Genomic DNA, 25,131 nt, shown 5'->3' on the forward strand with positions numbered 1-25,131 from the left:
AGCTTTCGACCAAAGCTGCAAGTGGCTATCCGTCCGTGATCTGCTCTAATCGGCCCAAAGCTTGCGGTCCGTATTGGCAGAAGTGCCCGTTTAAAGACTATTGGCGTGCTTCGTATAGGCCAGTAATGTGGATCCACTCCATGGCAATTTTAATTTTCGACTTGCGTTGAGCGCTTAGCGGTGCAATCCAGCTGGCTAAAAGTCCGAATGAATAAATTTTGTTGTAAAATTCCCGCAGAAAAATAACTTAGAAAGTCCCAATCTTATCGCTCAAGCCAGGTAATACAGGTATGGTCAGTCTTAGATACAGGGAAAAATTCCGGCGCGCACTCTATTGCCTTGCGGTCGGTGAGGGGGATGTTCGCGACCGTTTGCGTGGCGCTTACAATCAGATTCGGCTTCTTCGGGATGACGAGGTTCCTCAGGGAATCCGCTTAGAGTGGCTGAGCATTCTTGAAGAGTTAACAAGGCACGGTGCACTTATTCAATCTGGTGTGATTTTAAAGGATGCACTAAATCACACGCTTAGCCGTATGAGAAATAAAACTGCTCGCAAGATTGCTGAGCGTATTTATCGGATAGCCATTGATCTTCAGTGAGAATTTGTGTGATGGCTTTAAGTAACTAAATAAGGGGGGCGTTGAAGCAGCCTTCCAGTCACTCTATCTACATTAACCATCATGTAATCTCCACTGATTGTATTGGGTCATTATGAGTGGGTGGCTAAAGCAGCACGGAATAAAACGTCCGATTTTGGCCGAATCCTGCCTGTGGTGATTGGCAGTGAGCGGCCAAGAGCGGAGCTCCGATCTCTTATCCTTTCGCACAAAATACATGATGGAAGGTTACTCTTTGAGAGCTAAATGTTCCTTTAGCCCTAGGTGCACTTTGAACAAGTTACCTGAACTGTCCCACGCCTCCCCTGGTTCAGAGTACCTATAGACCCACTTCTTACCACCATAACCAGATGCCCTGTACGCGCCTAGTACTGAGTACTCGTAAAGCGTCTCCAGCGCTTGTTCGGAGGTATAAACATTTCCTGCAGTTACGGCTTGAGGATACCGTTGCTCAAAGCTAATGCGCGCAAATGATAAAAGACCCATTTTAGAAATTGCTTTAAGTGCATCTTCCCACTCTCTCCAGTGAGGGGATATTTCATCATGCAACTCAAGCCTGAGATATGTAGAGTACTCACGTTTGGAATCCACAATATCTTTGTTTGTAAAGACAGTTGCTCCGCCTTTAGTGTTGATGCGCTCCTTTGCCTTTGAAAGCAAGATATTTAAATAGCTGATGACATCGCGCGGACGTAAGAATGTTCTAGCTACAATATAAGAAAATTTTTGCTGTCGACCCCTCATCGTTGTTGCATCATGGATCGCATCCCAATTCTTCCCAGTGATACTATTCACTCGAGAGTTTACAACCTTCAAAAGAGATGCTTCATCCCAAGAGATATCTAAAACTGAAGTTGTGGTTATTTTGTTTTTATCTGAAAAATTTATTTGGTTCCATAAATCAGTACGTAAGTATATAACTGACTTCAGCTTAACGGAGTTCTTAGCGGCTTCACGGTTAACCGATCTTGTGGCTAAGATCAAACCTGTGAGCATCTGTTGTCGAGGACTATCGAATCTCAACATACCTTGATCAAGCTCGTCAAAGTGAATCAAGATTTTTTCAATGCCTTCACGACCGCATAGGTAGAGCGCATTTTTCAGTATGAGATCAGATAGGAGATTTAGCTCTCGTGCCAGACCTCCTTGCTCGCTCTTACGTTCAAGCGTTATGCCCCCTAGTTTTACCCCTAGCAATTGAGGCTCGAATGACGCCTTGGTAAGTCTCAGTTTTTCTGGGCGCAAAAAATCGCCCAAGCCTACATCGATGCCTCCATAATTCTGAGAAAAAAACTCAATGAGATTCTTTGCCTCATCTGTCCATTTCGATAGTCCAGTTAGTCTCTTAGCTACTAACTGAGCAAATTCTACAACTATGAGATATCGCCAGCTAGCCTCATACCGTTCTGACTCGTCTACATCTGAGTCAGAGCGCTTGGCATGCAGAGCCCAAGGATATCCTCGTAGGTTAAGAGCAATTGAAACAAGTCCATTTTGTTTTTTTTCATTAAAGTACCGCACGAGGGCTGTCTTTCCAGACCCTTTCCTACCCAATACTAAAAATTTCTCGCCTTCACCAATTTCACTGACCGCACTTGTTTCCACAAAGTAATTCAACACTGGCTCATCTTCTGCAGCGACAGCTCCAAAAGTACTGATCGATCTGACGTCCATGCCTTATTCCTAATAGACCTTGATTTTAAAGCATCTTACCGTTAACAAGCACAAGCGTGATACCCATCTGCCCGTGCTCATAGTGTTGTCGGGGCTCACCCAAAAGGGCAGCGATTGCGAATGAGCTCACTTGACTCCACGAGGCAGATTTGAGTTGCCTGTCTTCGTTGACACGCCCGTATGACTGCTCGTGGCCCAGTGTGTAAAAAACGCAGACGCCATTTGGCAGTCTGCGTTGCTACGAGAAATTTGCCAGTACTTGGTTAGTCAGCACACCTGAGGTTTGCGTAGGAACGCAATTTTCGCTCTGGTTCTGACCGTAAGATTTGCTCTAAAACGTTTTTACACAGGCTCGGCCGAAAAGGTCTGAGTTTTTTGCCTGTAAGGATAGGATCTAGTGAAGCGGAAGCTGCTTAAGCCTCCGCCTGTCGATCATCCGTTTTTTCTTTTGAGCTGGAAGTCAATGAGATCAAGCTCGGCCTTGACTGCATTAATTGTGAGCGTCTCGACTTTAGTGTCTTGGTTTTCTCTAGCGTTGCGCTTTTTCATGCCAGCCAGGACGACAATTATCCCGTTCAAATGAAGCTTTCGGGCCTTCAGGTAATCAGGCATCTGTGCGCTGTTCTGTGGTGGTTTGTTCATGATTGGACCGATGGTAGGCCCGAAGCAACCAGCTCTCGCAGGTTACTTCGGGGTAGGTTTGGGTTAGGCAGCCAGCAGGTCAAGCAGGCTGTGTTGGTGCGAGCGATCCACGAGTTCGCGCCAGGTCCAGCTTCCAAAGTGCTCGCCCTGTTCGGGGATATCAAGCTTCATCAGTGCGACGGGGTCACGACTAATCAGGTTGCGTGCTGCCCACAGCTTGCCGCCTGTCTCAAGCAGTGCTTTCGCAGCCTCATTCCATTGTTCTTCTAACACTGTGTTCGCCAAATGAGCCGCTTGGTTTTCGATTTTCGCGCGTTCTTTTTGTGCCTCTGTGATGTGCTGATCAATCGTCACGAGCTCCTGCTTCAGCGCGGTGATGAGCAGTTGTTGACGGCGGTGATGTTCAACCGCAATCGTGAGATTTTTTGCTGCTTTTTGAGCTTCGGCGTTGGCCGCTTTCTCGCCCTCCACATCGCCCCAGGCGACAGCCTGCGCATAAGCAGTGGCTGCGTCCGTTTCAGCTTGTCGAGCTTTTGCCATGTCCTCCTGATCGCTCTGGCGGACCTGCTGCAACCGGGTCTCGATACTGATGCGCTTTTCGTTGAGTTCCATCTCGTCGGCTTTCCAGGTTGCCATGGCGTTGATGTAGTCCGCAGCCAAGCTCTCACGGTTCGCCAGTGCCTCGAGGCGATCAATCTTTTGATTCAGGTTGCTGATCTCCAGATTTCGCAAGTCGATGCGTCTTTTGTGATCGTTAATTTCATCTTGCACGGCTCGTTGACGGCCCTGCTGGATGACCTCTGGGCTTTCCAGCGCCTCTTCGAAGGGAGCCAGGTCACCCTGAATGCTCTCCATTTCGAGGGTCAGTTCGTCGCGGCGGTCTTTCAGTTCTTGGATAGTGTTCATCTGTATTGTCTCTGGGTACTGCGGTTGATAGGGATGGTTGTCGAACGGCTGGCGAGGCCGGGAATGGGCCGGCGCTACCTCGATCAGCAGGCATGCCGTCAGGCGGCCTTGGCCTCGCCTTCATCCGTTCCTGGAACGGTCTTCACCACGTAGCAGCGTTGAGGTCCTAACCCGGGCAGGCGAATCAAGCCGTACGCCTTTCCGTCGGTTCCCGGCTCGAGTACGCCCCGTTGCAGCAGCTCCTTGTTCACCGCACTGATATTCATGCCCTTGAAGATCTCGGCCCTCCAAGCTTCCGGCAGTACGTAGTAGGTGTTGGTGGTGTGCAGTGCATCGCCCATGCCGTGTTCCATAGTCTTGCGAAAACCCAACCGGTCAATCGTGCGTGGCCCGTGCTCATCGATCTTGGCGGCGGCAGACTCCCAACGTGTGAAGCGGCTTTCTCCAAAGCGCTCGATGACCTGGTGCAGTCGAGCCACAATCGCATCCCCCTCAAAGTTACCGGCGCCGCCGCGTTCGGCTAGCCACACATGCAGACACACCCGTGCGGCAGTCGTGGCTGTGCCGTCCGGCCAGCCAGTGACGCCGAAGGCGGTGGCCAACTCACCGGCCGCTGCTGCGAGCCCGAAACGAAGTGCTGCACGCTGTGCCTGACCACTGGCCGAGGTGGGCAAGTTTTGGGTAATGAACTGTTCAACCGTGCGGCGAACGATCACCGACCATCTGAGCATTTCTCCAGGCGCGCACAGCGCGTTGAGGAAGGCGGTGAGGGGCGTGCCGTAGTATTTGGCTACACGGGCCTTGAGCGCATCGGAGAGGGCGGCGGCGTCTTCAAAACCGTTCAGCACGTCGAACATGCCGAGGCCTTTGCTGGCATCCGCAGGCACGGCGAGCATGCGCACCTCCATACCGGCTTTCAGCTCCTTGTTGGCGTCTGCCATGTGCTGCGCCAGCGTCTTCTCGCCCGTCGAGAGAAACAGTAAGCGCCACTCCTGCACCTGTCGGCCTGCTTGTCCTCGATCGTTCGCCCGGGCCTTGCCGGTGCCGTTGCCGAGCATGTACACCGTTTCCCCAATGATGCGTGGGTCACACATGCCGATTTCATCTAGCACCAGAAGGCCGTCTGAGTGTGCGGCGGCGATGGACTCCAGGGCGTTATCCGTGGAGCGCCACGAGCGCACCAGGCGCGGCCCGCCATAGACCGAGGCAGCGACCTGCAAGTGAGTGGTCTTGCCCCCGGAGCTGTCGCCGTAGAGGTGAAAGCCGCCCGACTCATGCCCAAGCAGGTTAAGCAGAGGCCCCGCAAAGGCCACAGAGACGACAAACGCCAAGCGGTGATTGCCGACGCACAGCGCGCCGATTTGCTGCTGCCACTGCTCCAGAGAGCCCGCCTCGCTGATCGGTGGCAGCTGGGCACCGGCCTCATAAAAATGCAGATGCTCGGCGTGCGAACCGATTTGTTGTTCGGGCAGAAGGAAGGCCTTGTCGTGCCAACCCAGGCGCGTCACCAAACGTGCGCGCTGGGCGCTATCGAAGCCGCCGAGGTAACTCTGCAGATCATTGCGTGCGTTACGTCCAGACCGGCTTCCCGCGAGGCGCAGGCCCATGTCGACCAGCGGCCCGAGTACATCCTTGCCGAAGTCGCCGGTCATGGTTCGTGCCGGAATGTTCCAGCGTTTTTTTGCGCCGTCCGGGTCGTCGAACTCGACCAATAACCCCCAGTTGTGGCCCTTGTCGTCGCGAGTACGGGCGATGATTTCGAGAGGCGAACACACAGGACGCGCCTCGCCATCATCGCCGGAATAAAACACCCCTTCAGACGTCAGGCGAAAGCCGCCCGGCAATAGGTCATTTTTCGATTTCGCAGGGCGTTTGGCGGGCGCCTTGGCCTTCTGTTCTTGGGGTTCAGTTGTCTCAGCGGCACTGCCGAAAAACTCACCGCTGCGCACCACCTCGGCGACGTGGGCAGCGGTCCAGCCTTTGGCTAACGCATCCGCTGCATCGTCGCCGTCTGCCCATTTTCCACCCTTGATGAGCGTGGGCTTTCCGCCTTTGCTGCTGGGCTTGAGCTTGAACACGTCGAGCGAGACTCGTTGTACCGAAGCGACGCCCAGCTCAATCAGCTTGAGCTCGATGGCGTCCATGCAGGCCTTGCCGCTGGCATCGTTATCCGGCCACAGCACCACATTGCGCGCTTTTAGCGCTGTCAGGTCGGCCTTGTGCCAAGAGTTGGAGCCGTTCGGCCAGCAGGTGGCTACGTAGTCCGGCATCAGCTCAGCAGCGGCATCAGCAGCCTTCTCGCCTTCACACAGCATCACAGGCGCATCGGCGCGCTGTGCCAGTTCATCCAGGCGCAGCAGAGGCCGAGGCTCAGGCAATCCCTGCCAGCGCCATTGTGTGGTTTGCCCATCGGAGCGTTTGCACCAGGTCAACGGCGCAAAGACTTTTCGCGGCTTGCCGTCTTCATCGGGGCTCAGGTCGAAGCGATACAGCGCCATGACCGGGTGACCCTGAACATCGCGATAGGTCCACACCTTGGACGGAGCACCGTGTTGCCGGTGTTTGGCTGGGCACTTGTTCATGGCCTCGGCCGGGATTGGTTGAATCGCAATCCACTCCGGCGTTGCGCTTTTGGCCGGTGCGCTTTTGGTGGTCGCAGATCCTGCGGATACGTTGAGCAGGTCTGCCAGCTTTTTGCAGGCCTCAACGTCCGTGCCGCCGTCGATGTAGCGCACGAGGTCGATTAGGTCGCCGCCTTTATCGCCGGTCGCAAAATCCGCCCAGGTGCCCTTGCTCAAGTTGACTTTGAGTGAGCCAGCGCGCTTGTCCGTGCGAGTCGGATTCGGTGCGGTGTATTCCTTGCCTCCATCAACACGTTTGCCCTTTGGCAGCCAGTGAGCAAGCACATGGTCGATGTTCTTCAGGGCAGCGCTTTTTACGTCGGCAAAGCTGGGGCGTTTTGAGGTGGTGCCGGTGCGCTGGGTCATGGCGCTGTCCTCGTTGCATACAGCGCATCGCTCACGTCATCGATAAGCGCTTTTGCCATTTCACCGAGGTAGAGAGCAGGCCAGCTGAATCGCTCGCCCTCGTTACTCATGGCGGCTTCGAGGGTCAGTTGATTGGCGTAGTACTGAAACAGCGATATGGCCTCAAGTGCGTCCTCGATCGGCACGCCTGCATTTACCCTAAACAGCTTTTGACTACCGCTGGCAACGCATGAGAATTCGGCACGCCCGAGGGTGTTGGCAGTGTTCATAGAGCACCGCCTTTCTGGCCCATCGGCACAGAGGAGGCATCACCATACAAGGCGAGTGTTTTGATCAAGCCCAAGGTGCCGCGCACGTCCCAAATAACGGATGACAGCACGCGGTTGGAGAGCGCGGGTTTATCGCCGTCGAAGTGATCTTCCAGCAGCATCAGAACTGAGTCGGCACGGTCTAGGGCGCAGGTGATGGCGTCGATGGGAATACCGGCTTCGGCGTCCTGGCTGACGCAAAGTAGATCCTCTGGCAGTGAATAGCCTGGGAGCATGCTCATTGGGCACCCCCTGCGGCTTCCAGAGCGCGAGCTTTGGACATATGGGCGTTGTAACGGGAAAGGCGTGTAGCGAGGCTGGAGTTGGCGTGTAAAGCGGCGAGAGCCATTGCTCGATGAGCGGCGGCGCGAATTTTGGACGGATTGAGGGCGTGTTTCATTTGTGAAAGCTCCTTTTGCTGAGGAGCTGCCACCGCTTGCGGCCAAGCAAGTAGGGGTGACAGCTGTACGCGGGTTGGCCGACCGGGGCAAAAGGGACCCGGCACACCCGAAGGTGTCCCACGCACAGCCGCCATAACACGATACGACGGGCACAAAAAAAGCGCCTGCTATCGGATGGAGGGCGCTTGTGCGCCTTTTGCAATTCGGACGGCCAAGTCCGGTCACTGATTTTGCAGCGACAGTCAGAGAGTAACGTCCGTTTTTTGAAAGCGCAACTGTGCGAATCACTTGCAGATTTTTTCGATGCGGCATAAATTGATCAGACATGAAGATTTACCTCAACGCCTCCGGTTGCCGCCGGGGGCGTTTTCGTTTCAGGCATGGATATCCCAGCGCAGGGAGACAAAGGGAAAGAAGTCGCCTTCGAGGCAGGCGCGCGCGTCCTCGTAGGCGTCGATTTGTTGGCCTTCGTCGACGATGATTGCTTTCGGGGCTTGGCAGGGAACTGATAATGCGCACCAGATGCCATCTCTCCATCGCATCACCATCACGTCCCGGTTCAGGCGTTTTTGCTCTGTGCGGTAACGTTCAAAACGCTGCATACCGCGTGATGAGAATCCGACTGTTCTGAGTACAGAAAAGGGCTGCAAAATGGCCTTGTTGGCGACACGATTTTTCATGCTGCCACCTGATCACGGGCAGCGATGCGTGCGCGTGTCCATGCCTGAACTTCCCCCAATACCCACGCAACCGGAGCGCTTCGAGCATTGCTGTTACTCAGCTTTACCGGCAACGGGAATCCGCTTTCAGGTTGACGCATCAGCTTGTAGATAGTCGGGCGTGCGAGCCCTACGATTGAAATGACCTCTGGCATGCGGATGAGGGTCATTGAGGGATCATGCGAGGGAATTGCTTTTAATACGGTAGTCATAGCGAGCTAACCCTTTGTTAATTGAGACAACGGGTCATACGCTACGCAGGGGGACGGGAGTGGACTGTGTCCGCTCCCTTTTTTATTTCAGAGGTCGAAGCTTCAAAGCTTCCAAATGGCGTCGGATGGTCTTTTCCGTACCGTGAACCTTTTGGTTGAAAAGAATATTGGTGAGTTCAGAGTCGGACAGACTTCGCATTTCAATTTTTCGGCCGTTAATGATTTGCTCGGCAGCAACCTTGATTTTTGCTCGTCTATCCATTGTGTCGGTCTGTATTTTTGAGCTGGGATCTCGGTTCCCCTTGCCGGCTTCCTGACCCCTTCTCGTCGCCTTTGTAGACAAGGCGTCGTCGAGAATTCGATGCATCAGGCTTGATGTGTTGTAGCCCTTTTCAAACACATCCATTTGCTCCACCTGGCGATAAAGACTCGCCATCAACAGCGCCTGATTCGCCTCCCCCAGCAACGCAGCGAAGTCTTCTCGCGCTCGGATTTCGTTTCCGCTACTGCGGTCCCGCGCTTTTTCAATGAGGGCGAGGTACTGGCGTGGTGAGTCATGTTTCAGTTGTTCTATCAGATCTGCATCAATGTCGTAGGTCGCAAGCTCAAGGTCGAATAGCCAATTTGCGAGTGCCTCAAGCGCCTGTGTTGCAAGTACCAGGGCATAGGTCGCCACAAGCTGTGAATCTGCTGCGGAATGACTGGCCCGAAGTAACCCTCGAATCACCCTTGGCAGTGAGCCTGCCTCTGCATAACTGGCATGGTCGTAGATGGCATCACGTAGGTAATAAAGGTTTCGTGTGATCGACTCTGCGCATGGAGCGTAGGAGCCCTCCTCAAGCCAGAACGAAGTGGCCGTGTTGATCAGGTCAAATGCGTTCCGGAAGTGCGTTTCGAACTGCGGAAACAACACAAGATTGCGAACGGCTGCCTCGACGTCGTCCTGATCCCACACCAGGCACGTTACGTCGAAGCCTGCGATTTCGAGTTCGAGCTCTTCTGCCTCGATGCCCCGCGCAAAGTCCATTTAGATCTCCCCGACGCCCCGAAGCCGGTAGGCTGTTACAGCGATTTTCGGATGGACACGCCGATGCCAGCAGGGTTGCGGGTGTGGCCGTTCTGTAACACGACTTCTTCATGTAACACGTGGTGCTCTGAAGCTCTTCAGTTCGTGTAACGCGTAATATATTCAATAAAAACAATAAGTTGTCGGTTGGCGTAACGCGCGTAACACCCGTAACACCATTTTTTAAGGGGTACAGGGTTAACTGCTTCACACGGCCTTCCCAAATTGACCTTGCACTACATTGCCGGCCTCTAGCGAATCAAGATGATCGGCGTACCACTGCATCATCTTTGTGCGTTGCTCTAGGTACTGGGCTTTGTTGTAAATCCCCCGAACACCTTGTGCCTTATGACTGAGTTGGGCCTCGATATGATCAGCAGGATAGCCATGCTCGTTGAGGATTGTGCTGGCGATGTGGCGGAAGCCATGACCTGTCTGGCGACCTTCGTAACCAAGGCGCCGGAGCGCCATAAGGAAAACGGTATCGCTTCGGGGTTTGGTGCGGTCGCTTCTACCTGGGAACAGGAGCGCGTAGGCCCCGGTAAGCTGGCGGAGCTCCAATAGTGCTTCTACAGCTTGAGTGCATAGTGGCACCAGGTGCTCACGACCTTTCTTACGACCCTTGCGCTCGACTGGAACTGTCCACAGCTTCTTGTCGAAATCGAACTCTACCCAATGTGCTTCTCGGAGTTCACTGGGGCGTACAGCCATCAGGGTCAACAGCCTTAGGCCAAGCTGAACATCTTTGGCGTGGGGGTAGGAGCGTATCGCTCGGAGTAACCCTGGAAGCTCATCGGGGGAGACATGGGCGTAGTTCTCTGCCTTTCCCGAGGACAGAAATTTATGCACACCCTCCAAAGGGTTGTTGACGGCTCTGCCCGTCACGCGAGCCAAGTCATAAATATCTTTGCAGTAAGCCCTCACACGGCTCATCTGTTCAAGAATCCCCTGACGCTCAAGCCCTCTCAATAGCTCCATCCACTCCATCGACATGATAGAGGTGTAGGGGCGTTTACCGAGCGAGGGGAATACATGGCGTTCGAGTGCGCCAAGTATCCTTTTGGCCGTACCAGCATCCCAGCCGCTCAGGCGAGACGTGTGCCACTCCCTTGCCAATGCTTCAAAGGTGTCGTTGGCCGCATCGATCTCGGCGGCTTGGCGAGCTTTCTTGGAGGTGATCGGGTTCTTACCTTCCGATGCGTCTGCGCGTAGATCAGCCGCTTTCTGCCGAGCGAAAGCGCCGCCTACTTCCGGGTAGCCGCCAAGACCAAGCCATGACCATTTGCCGTCTGGCTTCTTGTAGCGTAACTCCCAGGACTTTTGACCGTTTGGCTTGACCCTGAAATACAGCCCTGGGCTGTCTAGTTCGCGGTATGCCCCGGCCTCAGGCTCCAGGCTGGAAAGTGTAGTGTCAGCGAGAGGGCGCCGCTTGATATCGGTGCGTTTCATCCTTGTATGCCTTCAGTTCAATTATTTATGAAGCATACACGTGGGCATACACGGTGGGGAAGGATAGGGGTAGATAGAGGTGGACAGCCAGAAACAAGAAAGCCCGCACTAGGCGGGCTTCTTGAGGTGATTCATAGACTGCTGTAGACATCTATGGATCGGTACTTGGTGGCTACACAGGGACTTGAACCCCGGACCCCAGCATTATGAATGCTATGCTCTAACCAACTGAGCTATGTAGCCAAGTGGCGCGCATTATTCGCTTGGAACGGCAATGCGTCAAGCGTTTTTGTTGAAAATTTTTCTACGCTTTCAACTGTTTAAGCCAAAGCGCTGATTTTGGCGACGGGCGGTGGCGAATGCACCGTGGAGGAGGGGGAGTAGAAGAAGCTCGGTGTCTTTGAAGGTTTACTCGCGGGCCAAGTCCGACAGTGTTGGGCAGATATCCCTGTCGCCCAACGCTTGACCGGCTAATTCAACTTACGGGTGCAGTGAGGTGTGGGTGACGCGCTTGAGCTGTTCGCGTGCCCGTGACAGGCGCGAGCGCACGGTGCCGATAGGAATGTCCAGTACGTCGGCGGTGTCCTGGTAGCTGCCGTCGGTTTCCAGCGAGGCGTAAAGCGTCCTGCGCATTTCTGTTGGCAAGTGGTCGATCGCGCTGAGGGTATTTTCCAGGCGACGGTTGACCTCGAACTCCCAGTCCAGGCTGTGGCTTTCTTCATGGCCATGCCACAGCGACTCATCGAATTCGCAATGTGCAGGCTTGGCATACAGGCGTCGAAAGTGGTTGCGGATCAGGTTTTGCGCGATGCCACACATCCAGGTGCTGAGCGTGGCGTTACCACTGAAACGCTCGCGATTGCGCCAGGCTTCCAAGTAAGTCAGTTGCAAAAGATCATCCGCGTCTTCGGGATTGAGTACCCGTTTGTGAATGAAACGTCGGAGTTTTTTCTGTTGGTCGTCTGTCAGATGGAGCATGAATTGAGGCGAACTGCCACCAAGGTGAACTAAGGCTTCAATAGGGATATTCATGATTTTTTCCTTAAGGTAGACGCAGTCGAAACGTGTCGACAGAAACCCGATTGCACTGCCTGTGCCAAAGAGAAAAAATCGTATAACTAATTGATTTAAATAAATAAATGTTTTGAATTGAGGTTCTTTTACGCAGGCTTTTGCACTTGGGAAATGGGCGTCTGTGCAAGTATTTTCAAACTCGCCTCAGCCTCAAATTTCAATGGAACCGTATGGGTAGGCCTCGCCACACAGGGAAAACACTCTTCCTGAACTGGCCTGTCCATGAAAGTCGAATCTCGCAACGATGTGCAAACGGTCCAACGTCCGGATCAACCTGTTATCAACACTGCCTCCGTGCCTGCACTTGCGAAGGGTGTCGACGAACTGGCCCATCGGTTCAATCAGGAGGTGGAGCTCAACAAGCTTCCGCTGGCCCATCGGCAGATGGGCGTGCGCGTGCCTGCGGCTGAAAAGCTGGCGGAGCTTTATGACCAGTTGGGTCACCCGGCCCAGGCGAGCATGGCTGCGGTTTCGCGCCGACTCAGGATGCAGTTGCTGCAAAGCGCCAGTGTCGAAAAGCTGCTCGACATTGCGGGCGGCGACCCGGCGCGTGCGTTCGTGGTGCTCAAGCACCTGGCCAACGAGGCCGATACTGAAATCCGTAAATCCGAGGCTGCCTTGGCGCGTTCAGCGATTGCCAAGCTGGAGGCTCGTTTCAAGGGGCAAATCCAGGCTGGCCTAAATATCGCTGTGGCATTGCAAGCGGCCTGCGCGGACGCCGAGGAGCGCCAGGCCCTACGTGCGCTCTACTACGCCAGCGTGGTCACGCGCCAATCCCTCGCGACGATGATGCAAGCCCTGTTGGGTGTATACGGCGGCGACCGGTTTCAAGACGGGCTTACCGTGATGCGTAAAGCCCTGGCGGACGATATAGCCGCGTTGGTGTCCTCAATGCCTACGCCAATGTTGCGCACCTTGTTGGTGGGACTGCGAAGCTGCGGGCAATTGAGCGCAGTGCTGGCTGGTTGCGTGGCGTGCAAGCAGCGCCTGTGTATGGAGGATGAGGCGGTTACGCTGCTGCAGCGTCTGTTGGGTTACGCCGGCAGCGGTATAACCGCCGGCGAAATCCTGCGGCTGGGGGATGATCTGGGGGGAGGGCCGCTCGCCCGGCAACTCATTGCGCTCAACGCGCTTTATCCCCTCATCCAGCAATTGCCCCTGGCCCTGTGGCCTGACAATAGAGGCCGTCAGGAAACCTTGGCCAGCTTTGTGGTGGTGATGGATGAGCTGAATCGAATTCATGGCGGAACCAAGCGCGCCGGTCTGTCGGGGGTAATGACGTGACCGTACTGTCGACCATCAACGGCTTGCTGCTCAAAGCCGCACAACGTGCCGAAGTGCTGGGCGCCGTGGTGGTCATGGGCATTATCTTTATCTTTATCGTGCCACTGCCCACCTGGCTGGTGGATATTCTGATTGCTTTGAATATCTGTATTTCGTGCCTCTTGATCGTGCTGGCGCTCTACTTGCCGGGCCCCCTGGCGTTTTCGTCATTCCCCTCGATTTTGTTGCTGACGACCATGTTTCGACTGGCGTTGTCGATTGCGACCACTCGCTTGATCCTGCTGGAGCAGGACGCTGGTGACATCGTAGAGGCCTTCGGTAATTTTGTGGTTGGAGGAAACCTGGCGGTCGGGATGGTGATCTTCCTGATTCTGACCCTGGTCAACTTCCTGGTGATCACCAAGGGCTCGGAGCGGGTCGCCGAGGTGGCGGCGAGGTTCAGCCTGGATGCGATGCCGGGTAAACAGATGTCCATCGACAGCGACCTGCGAGCCGGGTTGATTGACGGCGTGCAAGCGCGCGACAAACGCGATCAGCTGTCGCGTGAAAGCCAGCTGTTCGGGGCCATGGATGGCGCCATGAAGTTCGTCAAAGGCGACGCCATCGCTGGTTTGATCATCGTCGTGGTCAACCTGTTGGGCGGCTTTTCCACGGGGATGTTCCAGCACGGCCTGAGCGCTGCCGATTCCATTTCGCTGTATTCGGTACTGACCATCGGCGATGGCCTGATAGCGCAAATTCCAGCGCTGCTGATCTCTCTGACTGCGGGCATGATCATCACCCGTGTAGCGCCGGATGGACGCAAAGGCGTCAGTAACATGGGTGTCGAAATTGCCCGGCAAATGACCAGCGAACCCAAGAGCTGGGTGATTGCCTCGGTGGGCATGCTTGCGTTTGCCTTGGTGCCTGGCATGCCTACCCTGGTGTTTATTTTTATCGCGATGATCACCGGGAGTGTGGGGTACTACCTGGTACGTCAGCGTCAGCGACAGGCAGAACCCGCCAACGAGGCCGCTGAAGTCGTCCGCCCTGAAGAGAACGGTAAAGAGGACTTGCGCGGTTTTGATCCTTCGCGTCCTTACCTGCTGCAGTTTTCCCCCGTTCTGCGCGGAACGCCTGAGGTGACGGATCTGATCCATGGGATTCGCCAGTCGCGAAACTCACTGGTGGCCAATATTGGCCTGACGTTGCCGCCGTTCGAAGTCGAACTCGATGACTCCCTGGCCGTCGATGAAATGCGCTTCTGTGTGCATGAGGTGCCCATGGTCAGGGCGTCAGTGGTCAATCATGTGGCCGTTGAGCGCAAGGCGCTGACAGTTGAGCCAGAGCACGCCATACCGGGGCTGGCGGAGCGGGATGAACAGGATTGGCTCTGGTTACCCCCTGATGATCCGTTGCTCGATGACCCGCAATTGGAGCGCTTCACGGCCACGCAACTGATCCTGGAACGCATGAGGCAGGCGATGATGCTCAGCGGGCCACAGTTCCTGGGGATTCAGGAGAGCAAGTCGATCTTGAGTTGGCTTGAGCATAACCAGCCGGAACTGGTGCAGGAACTGCAGCGCATCATGCCGCTGTCACGTTTTTCCGCGGTGTTGCAACGCCTGGCCAGTGAAGGCGTACCGTTGCGGGCGGTACGACTGATTGTCGAGTCGCTGATCGAGTACGGGCAACACGAGCGTGAACCCGAAGCCCTGGCCGACTATGCGCGCATTGCCCTCAAGGCACAGATCTACCACCAGTACAGCGAGGCCGATGGCCTGCATGCCTGGCTGTTGTCTCCGCAGAGCGAAAACATCCTGCGCGAGGCGCTGCGCCAGACCCAGACCGGCGTGTTCTTTGCGCTGGACGAGAACAACAGCGCGGCCTTTATCAGCCTGCTCAACCAAGCCTTTGTTCTAAGGGCCAAGAGCAAAAGTGTGATGTTGGTGGCGCAAGACTTGCGCAGCCCATTGCGGACCTTGCTGCTGGAAGAGTTCAACCATGTCCCGGTGCTGTCTTTCGCTGAGTTGGGAAGCACATCCAGGGTCAAGGTCCTGGGGCGCATAGACCTGGGCCAGGAAACCTTGGTGCGGGGGGCGGCGGCATGAGCCCCCAGCCATGGTCAATACAGAGGAGGGCTCGATGATGTATGAGTTACGGGTGCTTGATGGCCAGCGCCAGGGCGCTGCGTTGCCGTTGTTCGGTGAACAATGGAGCATCGGCGCCCAGGCAGACGCTGACTTGGTGCTGAACGATCCGGGGGTTGCCGAGCATCATGCGTTGCTGCGCTTTTCTGAGGCTAACTGGTCGGTGCAGGCCGAGGCTGAGCTGTTGTACGGGCCTTCTGGACAGGCCATGGCGCAGATCCCGGATCTGGCGTTGAACGTGCCCTTTTTAGTGGGCAGCGTAAGGTTGTGCGTCACCCTGGCGGATCACCCGTGGCCCGAGCCTGTGGCGTCGGCAGCCGCAGCGGTGCCATCGGCGGATGAACCTGCGCAGTCAATGAAGTTGTCCTCCATTGCGCCCTCGCAGCAAAAGCGCTTGATCAGCCTGGTGTTGGTAATGGCGATCATCATCGCGGTAGTGGGCACGGTCTCGACCGGGGAGCATGAGGCCCAGGCTTCGCTGATGCCTGTGGTGGCTGGCAAACAGGAACTGGCCTCACCAACTGATGTGCGCCAACAGTTGGTGAAGATGCTTGGCGAGCGTGAGTTGATCCCGCGCATCGGCTTGCAGGTGATCAACGGCCAAGTCGTGCTCAGCGGGGACGTTTCCCAAGAGGATGTGGAGTTGGTGTCGCGGATGCTCAGCCGTTTTGGTGAGCAATTCGACAGTGCGGTGCCGGTGATCAGTCGTGTACGTGTGCGTGATGAGGCCTTGCCGTTCAGAATTGTGCAGATAGTGGGCGGACCGAACGGCCACGTGGTGCTGGAAGAGGGCAGCCGGCTTTTTCTGGGGGATCAGGTAGACGGCCTGCGCCTGGTGCTGATCGACAACAGCAAAGTGGTTTTTGACGGCGCGCAGCGTTATGAGGTGCTTTGGTGAGTACGCAACTGCAAGCGCGTCTCGACGCCTGGCAACAGCGCCAGGCCCAGGCGCTAAGTAGCTTTGCGCCAGTGGCGATGCGTGGTCGCATCCAGCGCGTCAATGGCATGCTGCTCCAGTGCCGACTGCCTCAGGCGCGCATCGGCGACTTGTGTCAGGTAGAAAAAGGCCCGGGTGATTTCATGCTCGCCGAAATCATCGGCTTTGATCAGCAAGATGCGGTGCTCAGTGCCCTGGGCAACCTCGAAGGCGTGCGAGTGGGCGCCGGTGTTGAGCGCCTGGGCGTTTCGCACCGAGTGCAGGTCAGCGAGGCGCTGTTGGGCCAGGTACTGGACGGTTTCGGGCGGCCGATCACGGGCCAGGGTGCCAGCGCGTTTGTGGAGTCTGAACTGCCGGACACCAGTGCGGTGCTGTGTGAAGCGCCTTTGCCCACCGACCGGCCGCGTATCAACCGCGCGCTGGCCACCGGTGTACGGTCCATTGATGGCTTGATGACGCTAGGCGAAGGCCAGCGTGTCGGTCTGTTCGCTGGAGCCGGTTGTGGCAAGACGACCTTGTTGGCCGAGATCGCCCGTAACGTCGAATGCGACGTCATCGTGTTCGGCCTGATCGGCGAGCGAGGGCGCGAACTGCGTGAGTTTCTCGACCATGAGCTGGATGAGCAACTGCGCTCTAAAGCGGTACTGGTGTGTGCCACGTCTGATCGCTCCAGCATGGAGCGCGCCCGCGCCGCGTTTACCGCCACGGCATTGGCCGAAGGCTTTCGGCGCAAGGGCCAACGCGTGCTGCTGCTGATTGACTCCCTGACCCGTTTCGCCAGGGCCCAGCGCGAAATCGGCCTGGCGGCTGGCGAACCCCTGGGGCGCGGTGGCCTGCCCCCTTCGGTGTACAGCTTGCTGCCGCGCCTGGTGGAGCGCGCCGGGTTGACCCGTGACGGTGTGATCACCGCGATCTACACGGTGCTGATCGAGCAGGACTCCATGAACGACCCGGTGGCCGATGAAGTGCGTTCGCTGCTCGACGGCCATATCGTGCTGTCGCGCAAATTGGCCGAGCGCGGGCACTATCCGGCGGTGGATGTGCTGGCAAGCCTTTCTCGAATATTGAGCAACGTTGCAGAACCTGAGGATATCCGCGCAGGCACGGCGTTGCGACGTTTACTGTCGGCGTACCAACAGATCGAGCTGATGCTCAAGTTGGGGGAGTACCAGCCTGGCAGCGATGCCCTGACGGACCTGGCCGTAAACAGCCGGCAAGCGGTGGATGGTTTCCTGCGCCAGGATTTGCGTGAACCCTCGCCGATGGCCGTCACGCTGGAGCAACTCAAGGAGCTGACCACCCATGTCCCATTCTGACGTGCTGCTCGGTGAGGTGGAGACGCTTCGTCGTCTGCGCAGGCACCGGGCCGATCGGGCCGAACGTGCCCTGCGCGAGGCCAAGCGTGCGCAGCAGGCCCTGTTGGCGCATATCCAGCAGGCCCAGGATGCGCTTGAACACACTCGGCAGGAGGAGGCCCGGCAAAGTGAGCTGTTGCTCAGTCAGCACCAGGGCCAGGTCTTGACCTTGCAAGGCCTTAAATCCTGGAGTGCACAGGAGCGCTCTTTATCTGCAAACACCCAGCGTGGTGAGGGGCAGCTTGAGGCATTGCGCAACCAACGACACGAGAAAGAAAGCCGCGTTGGCAGCGCCCAGAGGCAAGCCACCGAATGCCTGCGGCAGGTGGAAAAGCTTCAGGAGCTATCCCTTTTACTGGCACAGGAGCCGATATGACCCAGGTTGCAAATAAGCCCGTTGAGCGCCCGCGTTTGCGCGAGCCGAGGGAGGAACGTGAGCCAGGCACTGTGGGTGTGGTGCCATGGGAGCAAGGGCGATTGTTTGCGCAGCTGTTTGCTCATGATGGGGAGGACGCCGGGACGGGAGCTTCCTTATCGGGGAAAAAAGCCGTGGCCGGCATCGCCATGATCGAGGCGCTGGCCGAACAGCTGGCGCCTCGGGTGTTGGCCGGTTCGCAGTGGCCGTTGCAGGCGGTACTGTACTTGCCACGCCTGGGGCGGATAAACGCCAGTGTACGTCGAGAACAGAGCGCCTGGGCGATTGAACTGGAAGCGGAACACGATGCCACGGCGCGCTGGCTCGGTGGTGTACGGCAACAATGTGAGGACCGATTTACGCAGGCGTTGGGGCTTCCAGTGAGCCTCAGCCTGCCTAACGTCGGCTGCGCGTGATAGTGCCGATACTGACATTACCTAAGCTGCGACACGACACCGTTGCCGCACGCCGTCGATTGGGGCGCGGGCTGCGCCTTGCGTTTCAGGTCGCAGGTCAGCGCGGTGAGCTGCGGCTTGAACCTGGGCGTTCTCCTACCCGGGTCGATTCTCTAGGTCTGGAGACGGCGTGTGGCGCGCTGGTGCTCGCTGAGGCGGGACCGTTGCTCAGCCTGCTCGGAGAGTGCCCGGTGCCGTTGGCGCAGTTTGGCAATGACCCGGACTCCTGGTTCTGGGACCTGTTCCATTATCACCTGAGCCCCCAGGTCAAGGCGTTGCTGGGCAGTGTGCGCCTCTTGGAGGAAGTGGACCGAGCCACGGGTTTTGGCTGTCGCCTCAGCGCAACTCTGGGCACGTCTCGGGTGGATGGTTATGTGTGGCTGGCCCCCGAAACCTTCCTGGCTTTGTGTGAGGCTGGGCCTTGGCGTGTCACGGCTGCGCCGCTGCCGGCATCGTTTGAACTGGCAATTGCCGTGACCCTTGGGCGCGTGCAGCTATCGGTTGCACAAGCACGCAGCTTGCGCGCGGGTGATGTCGTGGTGCTTGAGCAGACCTGCTTTCAAGCCCAGGGCAGCGGTTATGTACAGGTTGGCAAACAGCGGCTGCATGGTTGCATTGACGATGCCACCGGGGCGCTTTGTCTGACCTTAACTTCTATCGAGGACACATCCATGGACGAAAATTTTGCAGCCCCCCATTACGCTGGGAGTGAGGAAGATATGCCGGTGGTGGATGTCTTCGGCAGTGAGCCATTCGATGAGTTGAGCATGGCACTGAGCGTACGCTGCGGAACACTCAACCTTACGCTGGGTGAACTGCGCAACCTGGCGGCCGGCTCGGTGCTGGGTATTGCCGGTTACGGTCCCGGTATGGCTGGCCTCTATTATGGCGATCGACCTATTGCCCAAGGGCAGTTGGTGGAAGTCGACGGGCGCCTGGGCCTGCAGCTGTCCCGCGTGATGTTCGCTCGATGACAGTCCAGGGGCTGGACCCTCTTGTTCTGGCAGTCTTTCTTGGGGCATTGTCATTGATGCCCATGCTGTTGGTGGTCTGTACAGCGTTTTTGAAGATCGTGATTGTGCTGATGATCACCCGCAACGCCATCGGGGTGCAGCAGGTTCCGCCTGGCATGGCCATCAACGGTATCGCACTGGCGGCAACGCTGTTCATCATGGCACCGGTAGGTTACGAGATCGCCGAGAACGTCAAGGCATCGCCCCTGGACATGAGCAACGTGCACACGTTCCTGCAGACCGGCAATGAGGCCATCCAACCCTTGCGTGCCTTCATGCTGCGCAACATCGACCCCGATGTACTGACTCATCTGCTGGAAAACACTTCGCGCCTGTGGCCTGTGAAAATGGCCCAGGAGGTGCAGCGCGAAGACTTGATTCTGCTGATTCCGGCGTTCGTACTGTCGCAGTTGCAGGCGGGGTTCGAGATCGGCTTTTTGATCTACATTCCCTTCATTGTGATTGACCTGATTGTGTCCAACCTGCTGCTGGCGCTGGGGATGCAAATGGTCTCGCCCATGACGATTTCCCTGCCGCTCAAACTGTTGTTGTTCGTGCTGGTGTCCGGCTGGTCGCGATTGCTCGACAGCCTGTTCCTTTCCTATCTCTGAGTCGCCTATGGAACCGATCGTGCTGTTCAAGCAGGGGATGTTGCTGGTGGTCGTGCTGTCGGCGCCGCCGTTGATTGTGGCGGTGGTGGTCGGTGTGCTGACGTCCCTGGTGCAAGCGCTGATGCAGATACAAGATCAGACGCTGCCCTTTGGCATCAAACTGGTCGCCGTGGGGGTCACGTTGATCCTGACAGGGCGCTGGATTGGCGTGGAGTTGATCCAGCTGATCAACCTGACCTTTGAAATGATCGGCCGTTCGGCCCTGAACTGAGATCCTGCCTGTGCTGCTGTATCTCGATTTTCTGCCCAGCCTGGTGCTCGGTATGGCGCGTATATACCCCTGTGGCATCCTGGTGGCGGCGTTCTGTTTTCAGCATATACGCGGCATGCCTCGGCATACCTTGGTGATGGTCATGGCATTGATGCCCGCGCCGGCCATCCATGCGGCATTGCAAGGCCAGGAGCTCTCGGGGCTCATGCTCGCCGGCCTGGCGCTGAAGGAGGTGGCCCTTGGGGTGCTGCTGGGGGTGTTGTTGTCCATGCCGTTCTGGCTTTTCGAGTCGGTGGGAGCGCTGCTGGATAACCAGCGCGGCGCCTTGGCCGGTGGCCAGCTCAACCCCTCCCTGGGGCCAGACGCGACGCCGATCGGGCATCTGTTCAAGCAACTGGCGATTTTCTTGCTGATGGCTGTGCTGGGGCTGGGCGCGCTGACCCAGGTGATCTGGGACAGCTACCTGATTTGGCCGCCTACTGTGTGGTTCCCGCTCCCGGCAGAGAATGGTATGAGTCTGTTTGTCGACCTGCTGGGAGATACGTTTACGCACATGATGCTATACGCCGCTCCCTTCATCGCAGTGCTGTTGTTGCTGGAGTTCGGTGTCGCGCTGCTGGGCGTGTACAGCCAGCAGTTACAGGTGAGTACGCTGGCGCCACCGCTCAAGTGCCTGGCGGGTATCGGCATTTTGTTGTTGTACTTTGCATTACTGCAAGACCTGATCGTCGGGCGCCTGAGTCAGCTGGGTGATCTTAAGCATGTATTGGGGCTGTTGTTCCAGGGCTCGCAGCCATGAGCGACTCGGGGGAAAAGAAGCATCCCGCGTCAGCCAAGAAGCTGCGCGATCAACGTAAGAAAGGCCAGGTCGCCCAAAGCCAGGACGTGGGCAAGTTGCTGGCGCTGGCGGCCATCAGCGAGATTGCGCTGTTTACCGCCGAGACCAGCATGCAGCGCTTCCAGCAAATGATGGTGTTGCCGATGTCTCGCGTGGGCCAGCCGTTTGCACGATCGCTGGAAGAAGTACTGGTGGACGGACTGACCGTGTTTTTTTCGTTCTCCCTGCTGATGGCTACCCTGGCGATTGCCACGAAACTGATCAGCAGCTGGATGCAGTTCGGGTTGCTGTTTGCCCCAGAGACCTTGAAGCTGGATTTCAACCGCCTCAACCCCCTGAGCCAAATCAAGCAAATGTTTTCTGCCCAGTCGGTGATCAATCTGTTGATGAGCATCGCCAAGGCGTTTCTTTTAGGAATGATTGTGTACGTGGTGGTCTGGCCCTCCGTGGGGACGCTGATCAACCTGGCAAACAGTGACCTGCAAAGTTACATCCTGGCGCTGATTGCCCTGTTTCGCTATTTGCTGCACGCCTGCCTTGGGCTGTTGCTGGTACTGGCGCTTATCGACATGACTATGCAGAAGTATTTCTTTGCCAAGCGCATGCGGATGACGCAAGTCGAGGTCGTCAAAGAGTACAAGGACATGGAAGGCGACCCCCATGTGAAAGGCCAGCGCCGTCAGTTGGCGCAGCAATTGGCCCAGGAGGAACCGAAGGTCAAACTGCCCAAGCTGGAAGAGGCTGATATGCTGGTGGTCAACCCGACGCACTTTGCTGTCGCCCTGTATTACCGTCCTGGCAAGACGCCTCTGCCCCTGCTGATCAGCAAAGGCATGGATGACGAAGCGCGAAAACTGATCGCGCGCGCGAAGGCCGCCGAAGTGCCCGTGATTCAGTGCGTGTGGTTGGCACGTACGATTTACACCAAAAAGCTGGGAGCCAGCATTCCTCGCGAAACCCTGCAGGCCGTGGCGTTGATCTATCGCACCTTGCGCGAGTTGGATGATGACGCCAAACGCGAGACGCTGGAGCTCCCGGAGCTTGAGCAGCGCTGATCAGTGACTGGATCCTGGGTCCAGGACGCTGAGACCGGCCAGCGAGAGCATCCGGCTCAGCGCCCTGTCCAGATTGCCGGGCGGTGTTGGCAGCGCATGCCAGATCACCATGGCTCCCTGGGCATCGAGGTAGACAAAACACCCGTCGAATACCAGGGCCTGCTCGAAGCGGCGCTGTAATATCCGTTGCAATTGCCCGGCTTGCAACGCTTCGCGAGCGACATGCAGGGCCAGCCCCGAATGGTTACCCGCCGTCAACGTGCACAGCTTGATACCAGGGGCGAGCAACTGGTGAGTGGCGGTGCCACTCATCAGTTCGTTCAGAAATACCTGGCGTTGATCGTCTGGCATTTCTGTCATGCTCAGCGCTCCAGCGATATTGTCTGGTAATCCGCACGCTCCCCGGACGGGCCAGGCTGGACGCGCATGTGCGAGGGCCACCAGATCACCATCTTCTGCTCGGTGGACTGCGGGCGTGAGCACGAGTCGCCTTTGCATGTTGGGGTACAAGCGCTGACGAGCAGCGCCGCGCCGATCAGGGTTACGCACAACAATTGATGTCTCATGGTCGAACCTTGTGAAAAGGAGTAATTAAGGTGGGGCGGGGCACGCTGAGGTGTTCATCCTTCACCACCGGACGCATGGCGATAAAAACCTCGGCTTCCTCTCCAGGTTTCAACCAGGCATGTGGCCACACGGTGACGGCGAGCGTTTGCGAGTTGCTGCACTCTTTTTCATCGACGCGCACATTGCGGTTGAACTGGTTGCGCATCACGACGACCGCGACGTTGTACTCAGGGCCTGCATACCATTGGCTGCGCTCGGTGTTCAGCGCCAGCAAGTCGCGGGGGCTGCACAGCGTGTTCAACCCGAGGGGCATGGGCGCCAACTTGAAGGCCTTGGGCACTTCCCCCGTCACCAGATGCGCCAACGTGCTAATGATGTCGCTACGCTTGATCTCAGGCTGGTGAGGAGCGTTGCGCCTGGCCAATGGTGCAAGAGCCGTCTGCAACTCGGCCTGGTCTGCCTGAGGCAAATAGCGGGACGGATCGGCCTGGTCGCCGATGACGCGTGGGGTGATGATGAACAGGCGTTCACGTCGATTGTTCTGCCGTTCGCTTGAAGAGAACAACGCCTTGCCCAGCAGTGGGATATCGCCCAGCAGCGGCACTTTGTTGTGCCTGTCGGCGCTTTCCGTGACGTGGAATCCGCCCACCACCATTGAGCGCTTTTCCGCCATGACCGCCTGGGTGCTGACGTTACCGCGGCGCACATCGAGGTCTTTGAGGTCACGATTGGGGCTGGACTCGTCGAACATGCCGTCCTCGATATCCACGACCAAGTGAATCTGATGGCTGCCTCGGCTGGTGATGACGCGCGGCACGACCTGTACGCTGGTACCTACGGTGACCGGCAGGATGGTTGCGTTCTGACGACCGGGTGTCAGGTACTGAGTGCGGTTGAAGTCTATCACCGCCGGTTGGTTTTCCAAGGTCAGCACGGAGGGGTTGGACACCATGGTCGCCAGCCCCTTGGCTTCCAGTGCGCGTATATCGGCATAAAAACGGTCGCGGTTTTCGATCGACAATTGTTGCGATGTGCCCGGCGCCAGGCTCGCGCCGCCACGGAAGCGGCTGTTCTGAAACCCCCAGTTCACGCCGAACTCACGCAACTGCGTGCGCTCGATATCCAGAATGATCGTATCGATTTCCACCAGTTTTCGCGCCACATCGAGTTGCGCGATCAACTCGCGGTACATGGCTTGGCGCTCTGGTAGGTCATAGATCAGCACCGCGTTATTGCGAATGTCGGCTTCGACACGAATCCGGCTGGTCGGCGCCGGCGCGCGCGGGGTGAGTGTGGCGCCAATATCCATTGGCATGGGCGTGCTGTTGGTACCGAGCATCTGCCCCAGCAACGGGTTGCTCAAGCGAGGAACATTGGGCACGAGAGGGGCGGGCTGTGAGGCGGGGCGCTGGGCCAACGCCGGGGTTGTCGCGTTGGAGCGTGGCTCCAGTAAGCCCCGCACAATGCTGGAAACACCCGCAATGGTGATCTTCTGGCCGCGGTAATCCACGTGGCGATCCGCTGCATTGGCAAACTTCAGCGGGAAACTCAGCACGCTCTGTTTTTCGTCCACCGAGCGGCGTTGACTGCTGAATTGCTTGATCTGTTCGATATAGCGTCGAGGGCCCGAGACCAGCACGACGCCATCTTCGGGCAACTCACCCCAACCGAAACGGCTATCGAGCAGGCCAATATCGGTGAGGGCCTGCTTGAGGTCGGCAATGGTTTCGGAGGAGACCTCCAGGCGCGCAGACTCCTGTTGGTCCAGAGTACTGATGTAGAGCGTGTTGTTGTACAGGTACCATTGGAAGCGATGTTCTACCCCCAGGCGGTCGAGCAATGACTGCGGGGTGTTAGCGCGTATCTTGCCATTGACGATGCCCTCCAGCAGGCCCTCGATCTGCAATTGTGTACCGAAGGTCCGGGCGAAGTCTTCGAGTACGTCCTGCACAGGCTTGTGCTCGGCTTCATACGCATAGGCAGTGTTTTTCCATTCGGACGGGATGGCGGCCAGCGCGCTGTGTGTTGAAACCAGCAGCCAGGAAAACAGGAGCACGTTCCGCCACTGGGCTCTTTTGGATGAAACACCAGGCGAGTCAAGGCACAAGCGGTTGCCCTTATGGGTCTTGTTAGGCATAGACAGATC

Annotated in this window: 26 protein-coding genes and 1 tRNA gene; 12 read left to right on the top strand and 15 right to left on the bottom strand. The window is 57.1% G+C overall.

The window, feature by feature from the left end; all coding sequences use genetic code 11:
* The first annotated feature begins 290 nt into the window (after positions 1 to 290).
* Positions 291 to 599, top strand: a complete 309-nt coding sequence (locus tag N2A98_RS03660; protein ID WP_148853420.1) for a hypothetical protein — start codon at positions 291 to 293, stop codon at positions 597 to 599.
* A 246-nt stretch (positions 600 to 845) separates the two neighbouring features.
* Here the strand turns inward: N2A98_RS03660 and N2A98_RS03665 are convergent, their stop codons facing one another.
* The 12 genes from N2A98_RS03665 to N2A98_RS03720 form a co-directional block, all read right to left on the bottom strand.
* Positions 846 to 2,291, bottom strand: coding sequence for a hypothetical protein (locus N2A98_RS03665; protein ID WP_275623033.1), 1,446 nt, complete (start codon positions 2,289 to 2,291; stop codon positions 846 to 848).
* 432 nt (positions 2,292 to 2,723) lie between these two features.
* Positions 2,724 to 2,933 carry a hypothetical protein gene (locus N2A98_RS03670; protein WP_262371426.1) on the bottom strand — a complete coding sequence of 70 codons (210 nt, stop codon included), beginning with the start codon at positions 2,931 to 2,933 and terminating at the stop codon, positions 2,724 to 2,726.
* A 63-nt stretch (positions 2,934 to 2,996) separates the two neighbouring features.
* Positions 2,997 to 3,839: a chromosome segregation protein SMC gene (locus tag N2A98_RS03675; protein WP_275623034.1), complete on the bottom strand. Its 843-nt coding sequence runs from the start codon at positions 3,837 to 3,839 to the stop codon at positions 2,997 to 2,999.
* Positions 3,840 to 3,937: 98 nt separating this feature from the next.
* Entirely contained in the window at positions 3,938 to 6,826 is a 2,889-nt protein-coding gene (locus N2A98_RS03680; protein ID WP_275623035.1) for a DUF927 domain-containing protein, read from the bottom strand.
* Entirely contained in the window at positions 6,823 to 7,095 is a 273-nt protein-coding gene (locus N2A98_RS03685) for a DUF3077 domain-containing protein (protein ID WP_148853424.1), read from the bottom strand. The genes N2A98_RS03680 and N2A98_RS03685 overlap by 4 nt, the downstream gene beginning before the upstream one ends.
* Positions 7,092 to 7,376, bottom strand: coding sequence for a hypothetical protein (locus N2A98_RS03690; protein ID WP_099489539.1), 285 nt, complete (start codon positions 7,374 to 7,376; stop codon positions 7,092 to 7,094). The genes N2A98_RS03685 and N2A98_RS03690 overlap by 4 nt, the downstream gene beginning before the upstream one ends.
* A 533-nt stretch (positions 7,377 to 7,909) precedes the next feature.
* Positions 7,910 to 8,215 (bottom strand): hypothetical protein, encoded by a 306-nt coding sequence (locus N2A98_RS03695; protein ID WP_148853426.1) that lies wholly within the window; start codon positions 8,213 to 8,215, stop codon positions 7,910 to 7,912.
* Positions 8,212 to 8,466, bottom strand: a complete 255-nt coding sequence (locus tag N2A98_RS03700) for an AlpA family phage regulatory protein (protein ID WP_026078127.1) — start codon at positions 8,464 to 8,466, stop codon at positions 8,212 to 8,214. The genes N2A98_RS03695 and N2A98_RS03700 overlap by 4 nt, the downstream gene beginning before the upstream one ends.
* An 82-nt stretch (positions 8,467 to 8,548) precedes the next feature.
* The gene (locus N2A98_RS03705; protein WP_275623036.1) at positions 8,549 to 9,493 is read right to left on the bottom strand and encodes a hypothetical protein; all 945 of its coding nucleotides are present in this window, start codon (positions 9,491 to 9,493) and stop codon (positions 8,549 to 8,551) included.
* A gap of 246 nt (positions 9,494 to 9,739) precedes the next feature.
* Entirely contained in the window at positions 9,740 to 10,981 is a 1,242-nt protein-coding gene (locus N2A98_RS03710; RefSeq protein WP_122527997.1) for a tyrosine-type recombinase/integrase, read from the bottom strand.
* Between the two features lie 166 nt (positions 10,982 to 11,147).
* Positions 11,148 to 11,224: transfer RNA gene (locus N2A98_RS03715), tRNA-Met, on the bottom strand.
* Between the two features lie 237 nt (positions 11,225 to 11,461).
* The gene (locus N2A98_RS03720) at positions 11,462 to 12,013 is read right to left on the bottom strand and encodes an RNA polymerase sigma factor (RefSeq protein WP_044271360.1); all 552 of its coding nucleotides are present in this window, start codon (positions 12,011 to 12,013) and stop codon (positions 11,462 to 11,464) included.
* Positions 12,014 to 12,277: 264 nt separating this feature from the next.
* Here N2A98_RS03720 and N2A98_RS03725 point away from each other — a divergent pair, with 264 nt between their 5' ends.
* The 11 genes from N2A98_RS03725 to sctU are packed head-to-tail and all read left to right on the top strand — an operon-like array spanning position 12,278 to position 22,418.
* A complete protein-coding gene (locus tag N2A98_RS03725; protein WP_044271363.1) occupies positions 12,278 to 13,339 on the top strand; it encodes a TyeA family type III secretion system gatekeeper subunit in 1,062 nt (353 codons plus the stop codon).
* Positions 13,336 to 15,429 carry a type III secretion system export apparatus subunit SctV gene (sctV, locus tag N2A98_RS03730; RefSeq protein ID WP_044271365.1) on the top strand — a complete coding sequence of 698 codons (2,094 nt, stop codon included), beginning with the start codon at positions 13,336 to 13,338 and terminating at the stop codon, positions 15,427 to 15,429. The genes N2A98_RS03725 and sctV overlap by 4 nt, the downstream gene beginning before the upstream one ends.
* Positions 15,430 to 15,466: 37 nt before the next feature.
* The gene (locus N2A98_RS03735; protein WP_275623589.1) at positions 15,467 to 16,366 is read left to right on the top strand and encodes an FHA domain-containing protein; all 900 of its coding nucleotides are present in this window, start codon (positions 15,467 to 15,469) and stop codon (positions 16,364 to 16,366) included.
* Positions 16,363 to 17,721, top strand: a complete 1,359-nt coding sequence (locus tag N2A98_RS03740; RefSeq protein WP_044271367.1) for a FliI/YscN family ATPase — start codon at positions 16,363 to 16,365, stop codon at positions 17,719 to 17,721. Before N2A98_RS03735 ends, N2A98_RS03740 begins: the two co-directional genes overlap by 4 nt.
* A complete protein-coding gene (locus N2A98_RS03745; protein ID WP_047712534.1) occupies positions 17,708 to 18,136 on the top strand; it encodes a YscO family type III secretion system apparatus protein in 429 nt (142 codons plus the stop codon). Before N2A98_RS03740 ends, N2A98_RS03745 begins: the two co-directional genes overlap by 14 nt.
* The gene (locus N2A98_RS03750) at positions 18,133 to 18,591 is read left to right on the top strand and encodes a type III secretion system HrpP C-terminal domain-containing protein (protein ID WP_047712535.1); all 459 of its coding nucleotides are present in this window, start codon (positions 18,133 to 18,135) and stop codon (positions 18,589 to 18,591) included. Before N2A98_RS03745 ends, N2A98_RS03750 begins: the two co-directional genes overlap by 4 nt.
* The gene (locus tag N2A98_RS03755; protein WP_047712536.1) at positions 18,588 to 19,604 is read left to right on the top strand and encodes a FliM/FliN family flagellar motor switch protein; all 1,017 of its coding nucleotides are present in this window, start codon (positions 18,588 to 18,590) and stop codon (positions 19,602 to 19,604) included. Before N2A98_RS03750 ends, N2A98_RS03755 begins: the two co-directional genes overlap by 4 nt.
* Positions 19,601 to 20,254, top strand: coding sequence for a type III secretion system export apparatus subunit SctR (gene sctR / locus N2A98_RS03760; protein WP_275623037.1), 654 nt, complete (start codon positions 19,601 to 19,603; stop codon positions 20,252 to 20,254). Before N2A98_RS03755 ends, sctR begins: the two co-directional genes overlap by 4 nt.
* 7 nt (positions 20,255 to 20,261) lie before the next feature.
* Complete coding sequence (gene sctS / locus N2A98_RS03765; protein WP_014716816.1) at positions 20,262 to 20,525, top strand: type III secretion system export apparatus subunit SctS; 264 nt, start codon at positions 20,262 to 20,264, stop codon at positions 20,523 to 20,525.
* A gap of 10 nt (positions 20,526 to 20,535) precedes the next feature.
* Positions 20,536 to 21,324, top strand: coding sequence for a type III secretion system export apparatus subunit SctT (sctT, locus tag N2A98_RS03770; RefSeq protein WP_044271374.1), 789 nt, complete (start codon positions 20,536 to 20,538; stop codon positions 21,322 to 21,324).
* Positions 21,321 to 22,418 (top strand): type III secretion system export apparatus subunit SctU, encoded by a 1,098-nt coding sequence (gene sctU / locus N2A98_RS03775; RefSeq protein ID WP_047712537.1) that lies wholly within the window; start codon positions 21,321 to 21,323, stop codon positions 22,416 to 22,418. The genes sctT and sctU overlap by 4 nt, the downstream gene beginning before the upstream one ends.
* Here the strand turns inward: sctU and N2A98_RS03780 are convergent, their stop codons facing one another.
* Genes N2A98_RS03780 through sctC form a run of 3 tightly spaced genes read right to left on the bottom strand, consistent with a single transcriptional unit; the run spans position 22,419 to position 25,122 of the window.
* A complete protein-coding gene (locus N2A98_RS03780) occupies positions 22,419 to 22,769 on the bottom strand; it encodes a transcriptional regulator (protein WP_275623590.1) in 351 nt (116 codons plus the stop codon).
* Between the two features lie 11 nt (positions 22,770 to 22,780).
* Positions 22,781 to 22,984 carry an HrpT family type III secretion system protein gene (hrpT, locus tag N2A98_RS03785; protein WP_044271377.1) on the bottom strand — a complete coding sequence of 68 codons (204 nt, stop codon included), beginning with the start codon at positions 22,982 to 22,984 and terminating at the stop codon, positions 22,781 to 22,783.
* Positions 22,981 to 25,122: a type III secretion system outer membrane ring subunit SctC gene (gene sctC / locus N2A98_RS03790; RefSeq protein WP_275623038.1), complete on the bottom strand. Its 2,142-nt coding sequence runs from the start codon at positions 25,120 to 25,122 to the stop codon at positions 22,981 to 22,983. Before sctC ends, hrpT begins: the two co-directional genes overlap by 4 nt.
* Positions 25,123 to 25,131 lie beyond the last annotated feature (9 nt).

Origin of the sequence: Pseudomonas sp. FJ2-5-13 (assembly GCF_029201605.1) — a bacterium.
Taxonomy (GTDB): Bacteria; Pseudomonadota; Gammaproteobacteria; order Pseudomonadales; family Pseudomonadaceae; genus Aquipseudomonas; species Aquipseudomonas lactis.

Coding starts and splice junctions, on each gene's coding strand:
- N2A98_RS03660 (WP_148853420.1), top strand. CDS start 291: ATGGTCAGTCTTAGATACAGGGAAAAATTCCGGCGCGCACTCTATTGC.
- N2A98_RS03665 (WP_275623033.1), bottom strand. CDS start 2,291: ATGGACGTCAGATCGATCAGTACTTTTGGAGCTGTCGCTGCAGAAGAT.
- N2A98_RS03670 (WP_262371426.1), bottom strand. CDS start 2,933: ATGAACAAACCACCACAGAACAGCGCACAGATGCCTGATTACCTGAAG.
- N2A98_RS03675 (WP_275623034.1), bottom strand. CDS start 3,839: ATGAACACTATCCAAGAACTGAAAGACCGCCGCGACGAACTGACCCTC.
- N2A98_RS03680 (WP_275623035.1), bottom strand. CDS start 6,826: ATGACCCAGCGCACCGGCACCACCTCAAAACGCCCCAGCTTTGCCGAC.
- N2A98_RS03685 (WP_148853424.1), bottom strand. CDS start 7,095: ATGAACACTGCCAACACCCTCGGGCGTGCCGAATTCTCATGCGTTGCC.
- N2A98_RS03690 (WP_099489539.1), bottom strand. CDS start 7,376: ATGAGCATGCTCCCAGGCTATTCACTGCCAGAGGATCTACTTTGCGTC.
- N2A98_RS03695 (WP_148853426.1), bottom strand. CDS start 8,215: ATGAAAAATCGTGTCGCCAACAAGGCCATTTTGCAGCCCTTTTCTGTA.
- N2A98_RS03700 (WP_026078127.1), bottom strand. CDS start 8,466: ATGACTACCGTATTAAAAGCAATTCCCTCGCATGATCCCTCAATGACC.
- N2A98_RS03705 (WP_275623036.1), bottom strand. CDS start 9,493: ATGGACTTTGCGCGGGGCATCGAGGCAGAAGAGCTCGAACTCGAAATC.
- N2A98_RS03710 (WP_122527997.1), bottom strand. CDS start 10,981: ATGAAACGCACCGATATCAAGCGGCGCCCTCTCGCTGACACTACACTT.
- N2A98_RS03720 (WP_044271360.1), bottom strand. CDS start 12,013: ATGAATATCCCTATTGAAGCCTTAGTTCACCTTGGTGGCAGTTCGCCT.
- N2A98_RS03725 (WP_044271363.1), top strand. CDS start 12,278: ATGAAAGTCGAATCTCGCAACGATGTGCAAACGGTCCAACGTCCGGAT.
- N2A98_RS03735 (WP_275623589.1), top strand. CDS start 15,467: ATGTATGAGTTACGGGTGCTTGATGGCCAGCGCCAGGGCGCTGCGTTG.
- N2A98_RS03745 (WP_047712534.1), top strand. CDS start 17,708: ATGTCCCATTCTGACGTGCTGCTCGGTGAGGTGGAGACGCTTCGTCGT.
- N2A98_RS03750 (WP_047712535.1), top strand. CDS start 18,133: ATGACCCAGGTTGCAAATAAGCCCGTTGAGCGCCCGCGTTTGCGCGAG.
- sctR (WP_275623037.1), top strand. CDS start 19,601: ATGACAGTCCAGGGGCTGGACCCTCTTGTTCTGGCAGTCTTTCTTGGG.
- sctS (WP_014716816.1), top strand. CDS start 20,262: ATGGAACCGATCGTGCTGTTCAAGCAGGGGATGTTGCTGGTGGTCGTG.
- sctU (WP_047712537.1), top strand. CDS start 21,321: ATGAGCGACTCGGGGGAAAAGAAGCATCCCGCGTCAGCCAAGAAGCTG.
- N2A98_RS03780 (WP_275623590.1), bottom strand. CDS start 22,769: ATGCCAGACGATCAACGCCAGGTATTTCTGAACGAACTGATGAGTGGC.
- hrpT (WP_044271377.1), bottom strand. CDS start 22,984: ATGAGACATCAATTGTTGTGCGTAACCCTGATCGGCGCGGCGCTGCTC.
- sctC (WP_275623038.1), bottom strand. CDS start 25,122: ATGCCTAACAAGACCCATAAGGGCAACCGCTTGTGCCTTGACTCGCCT.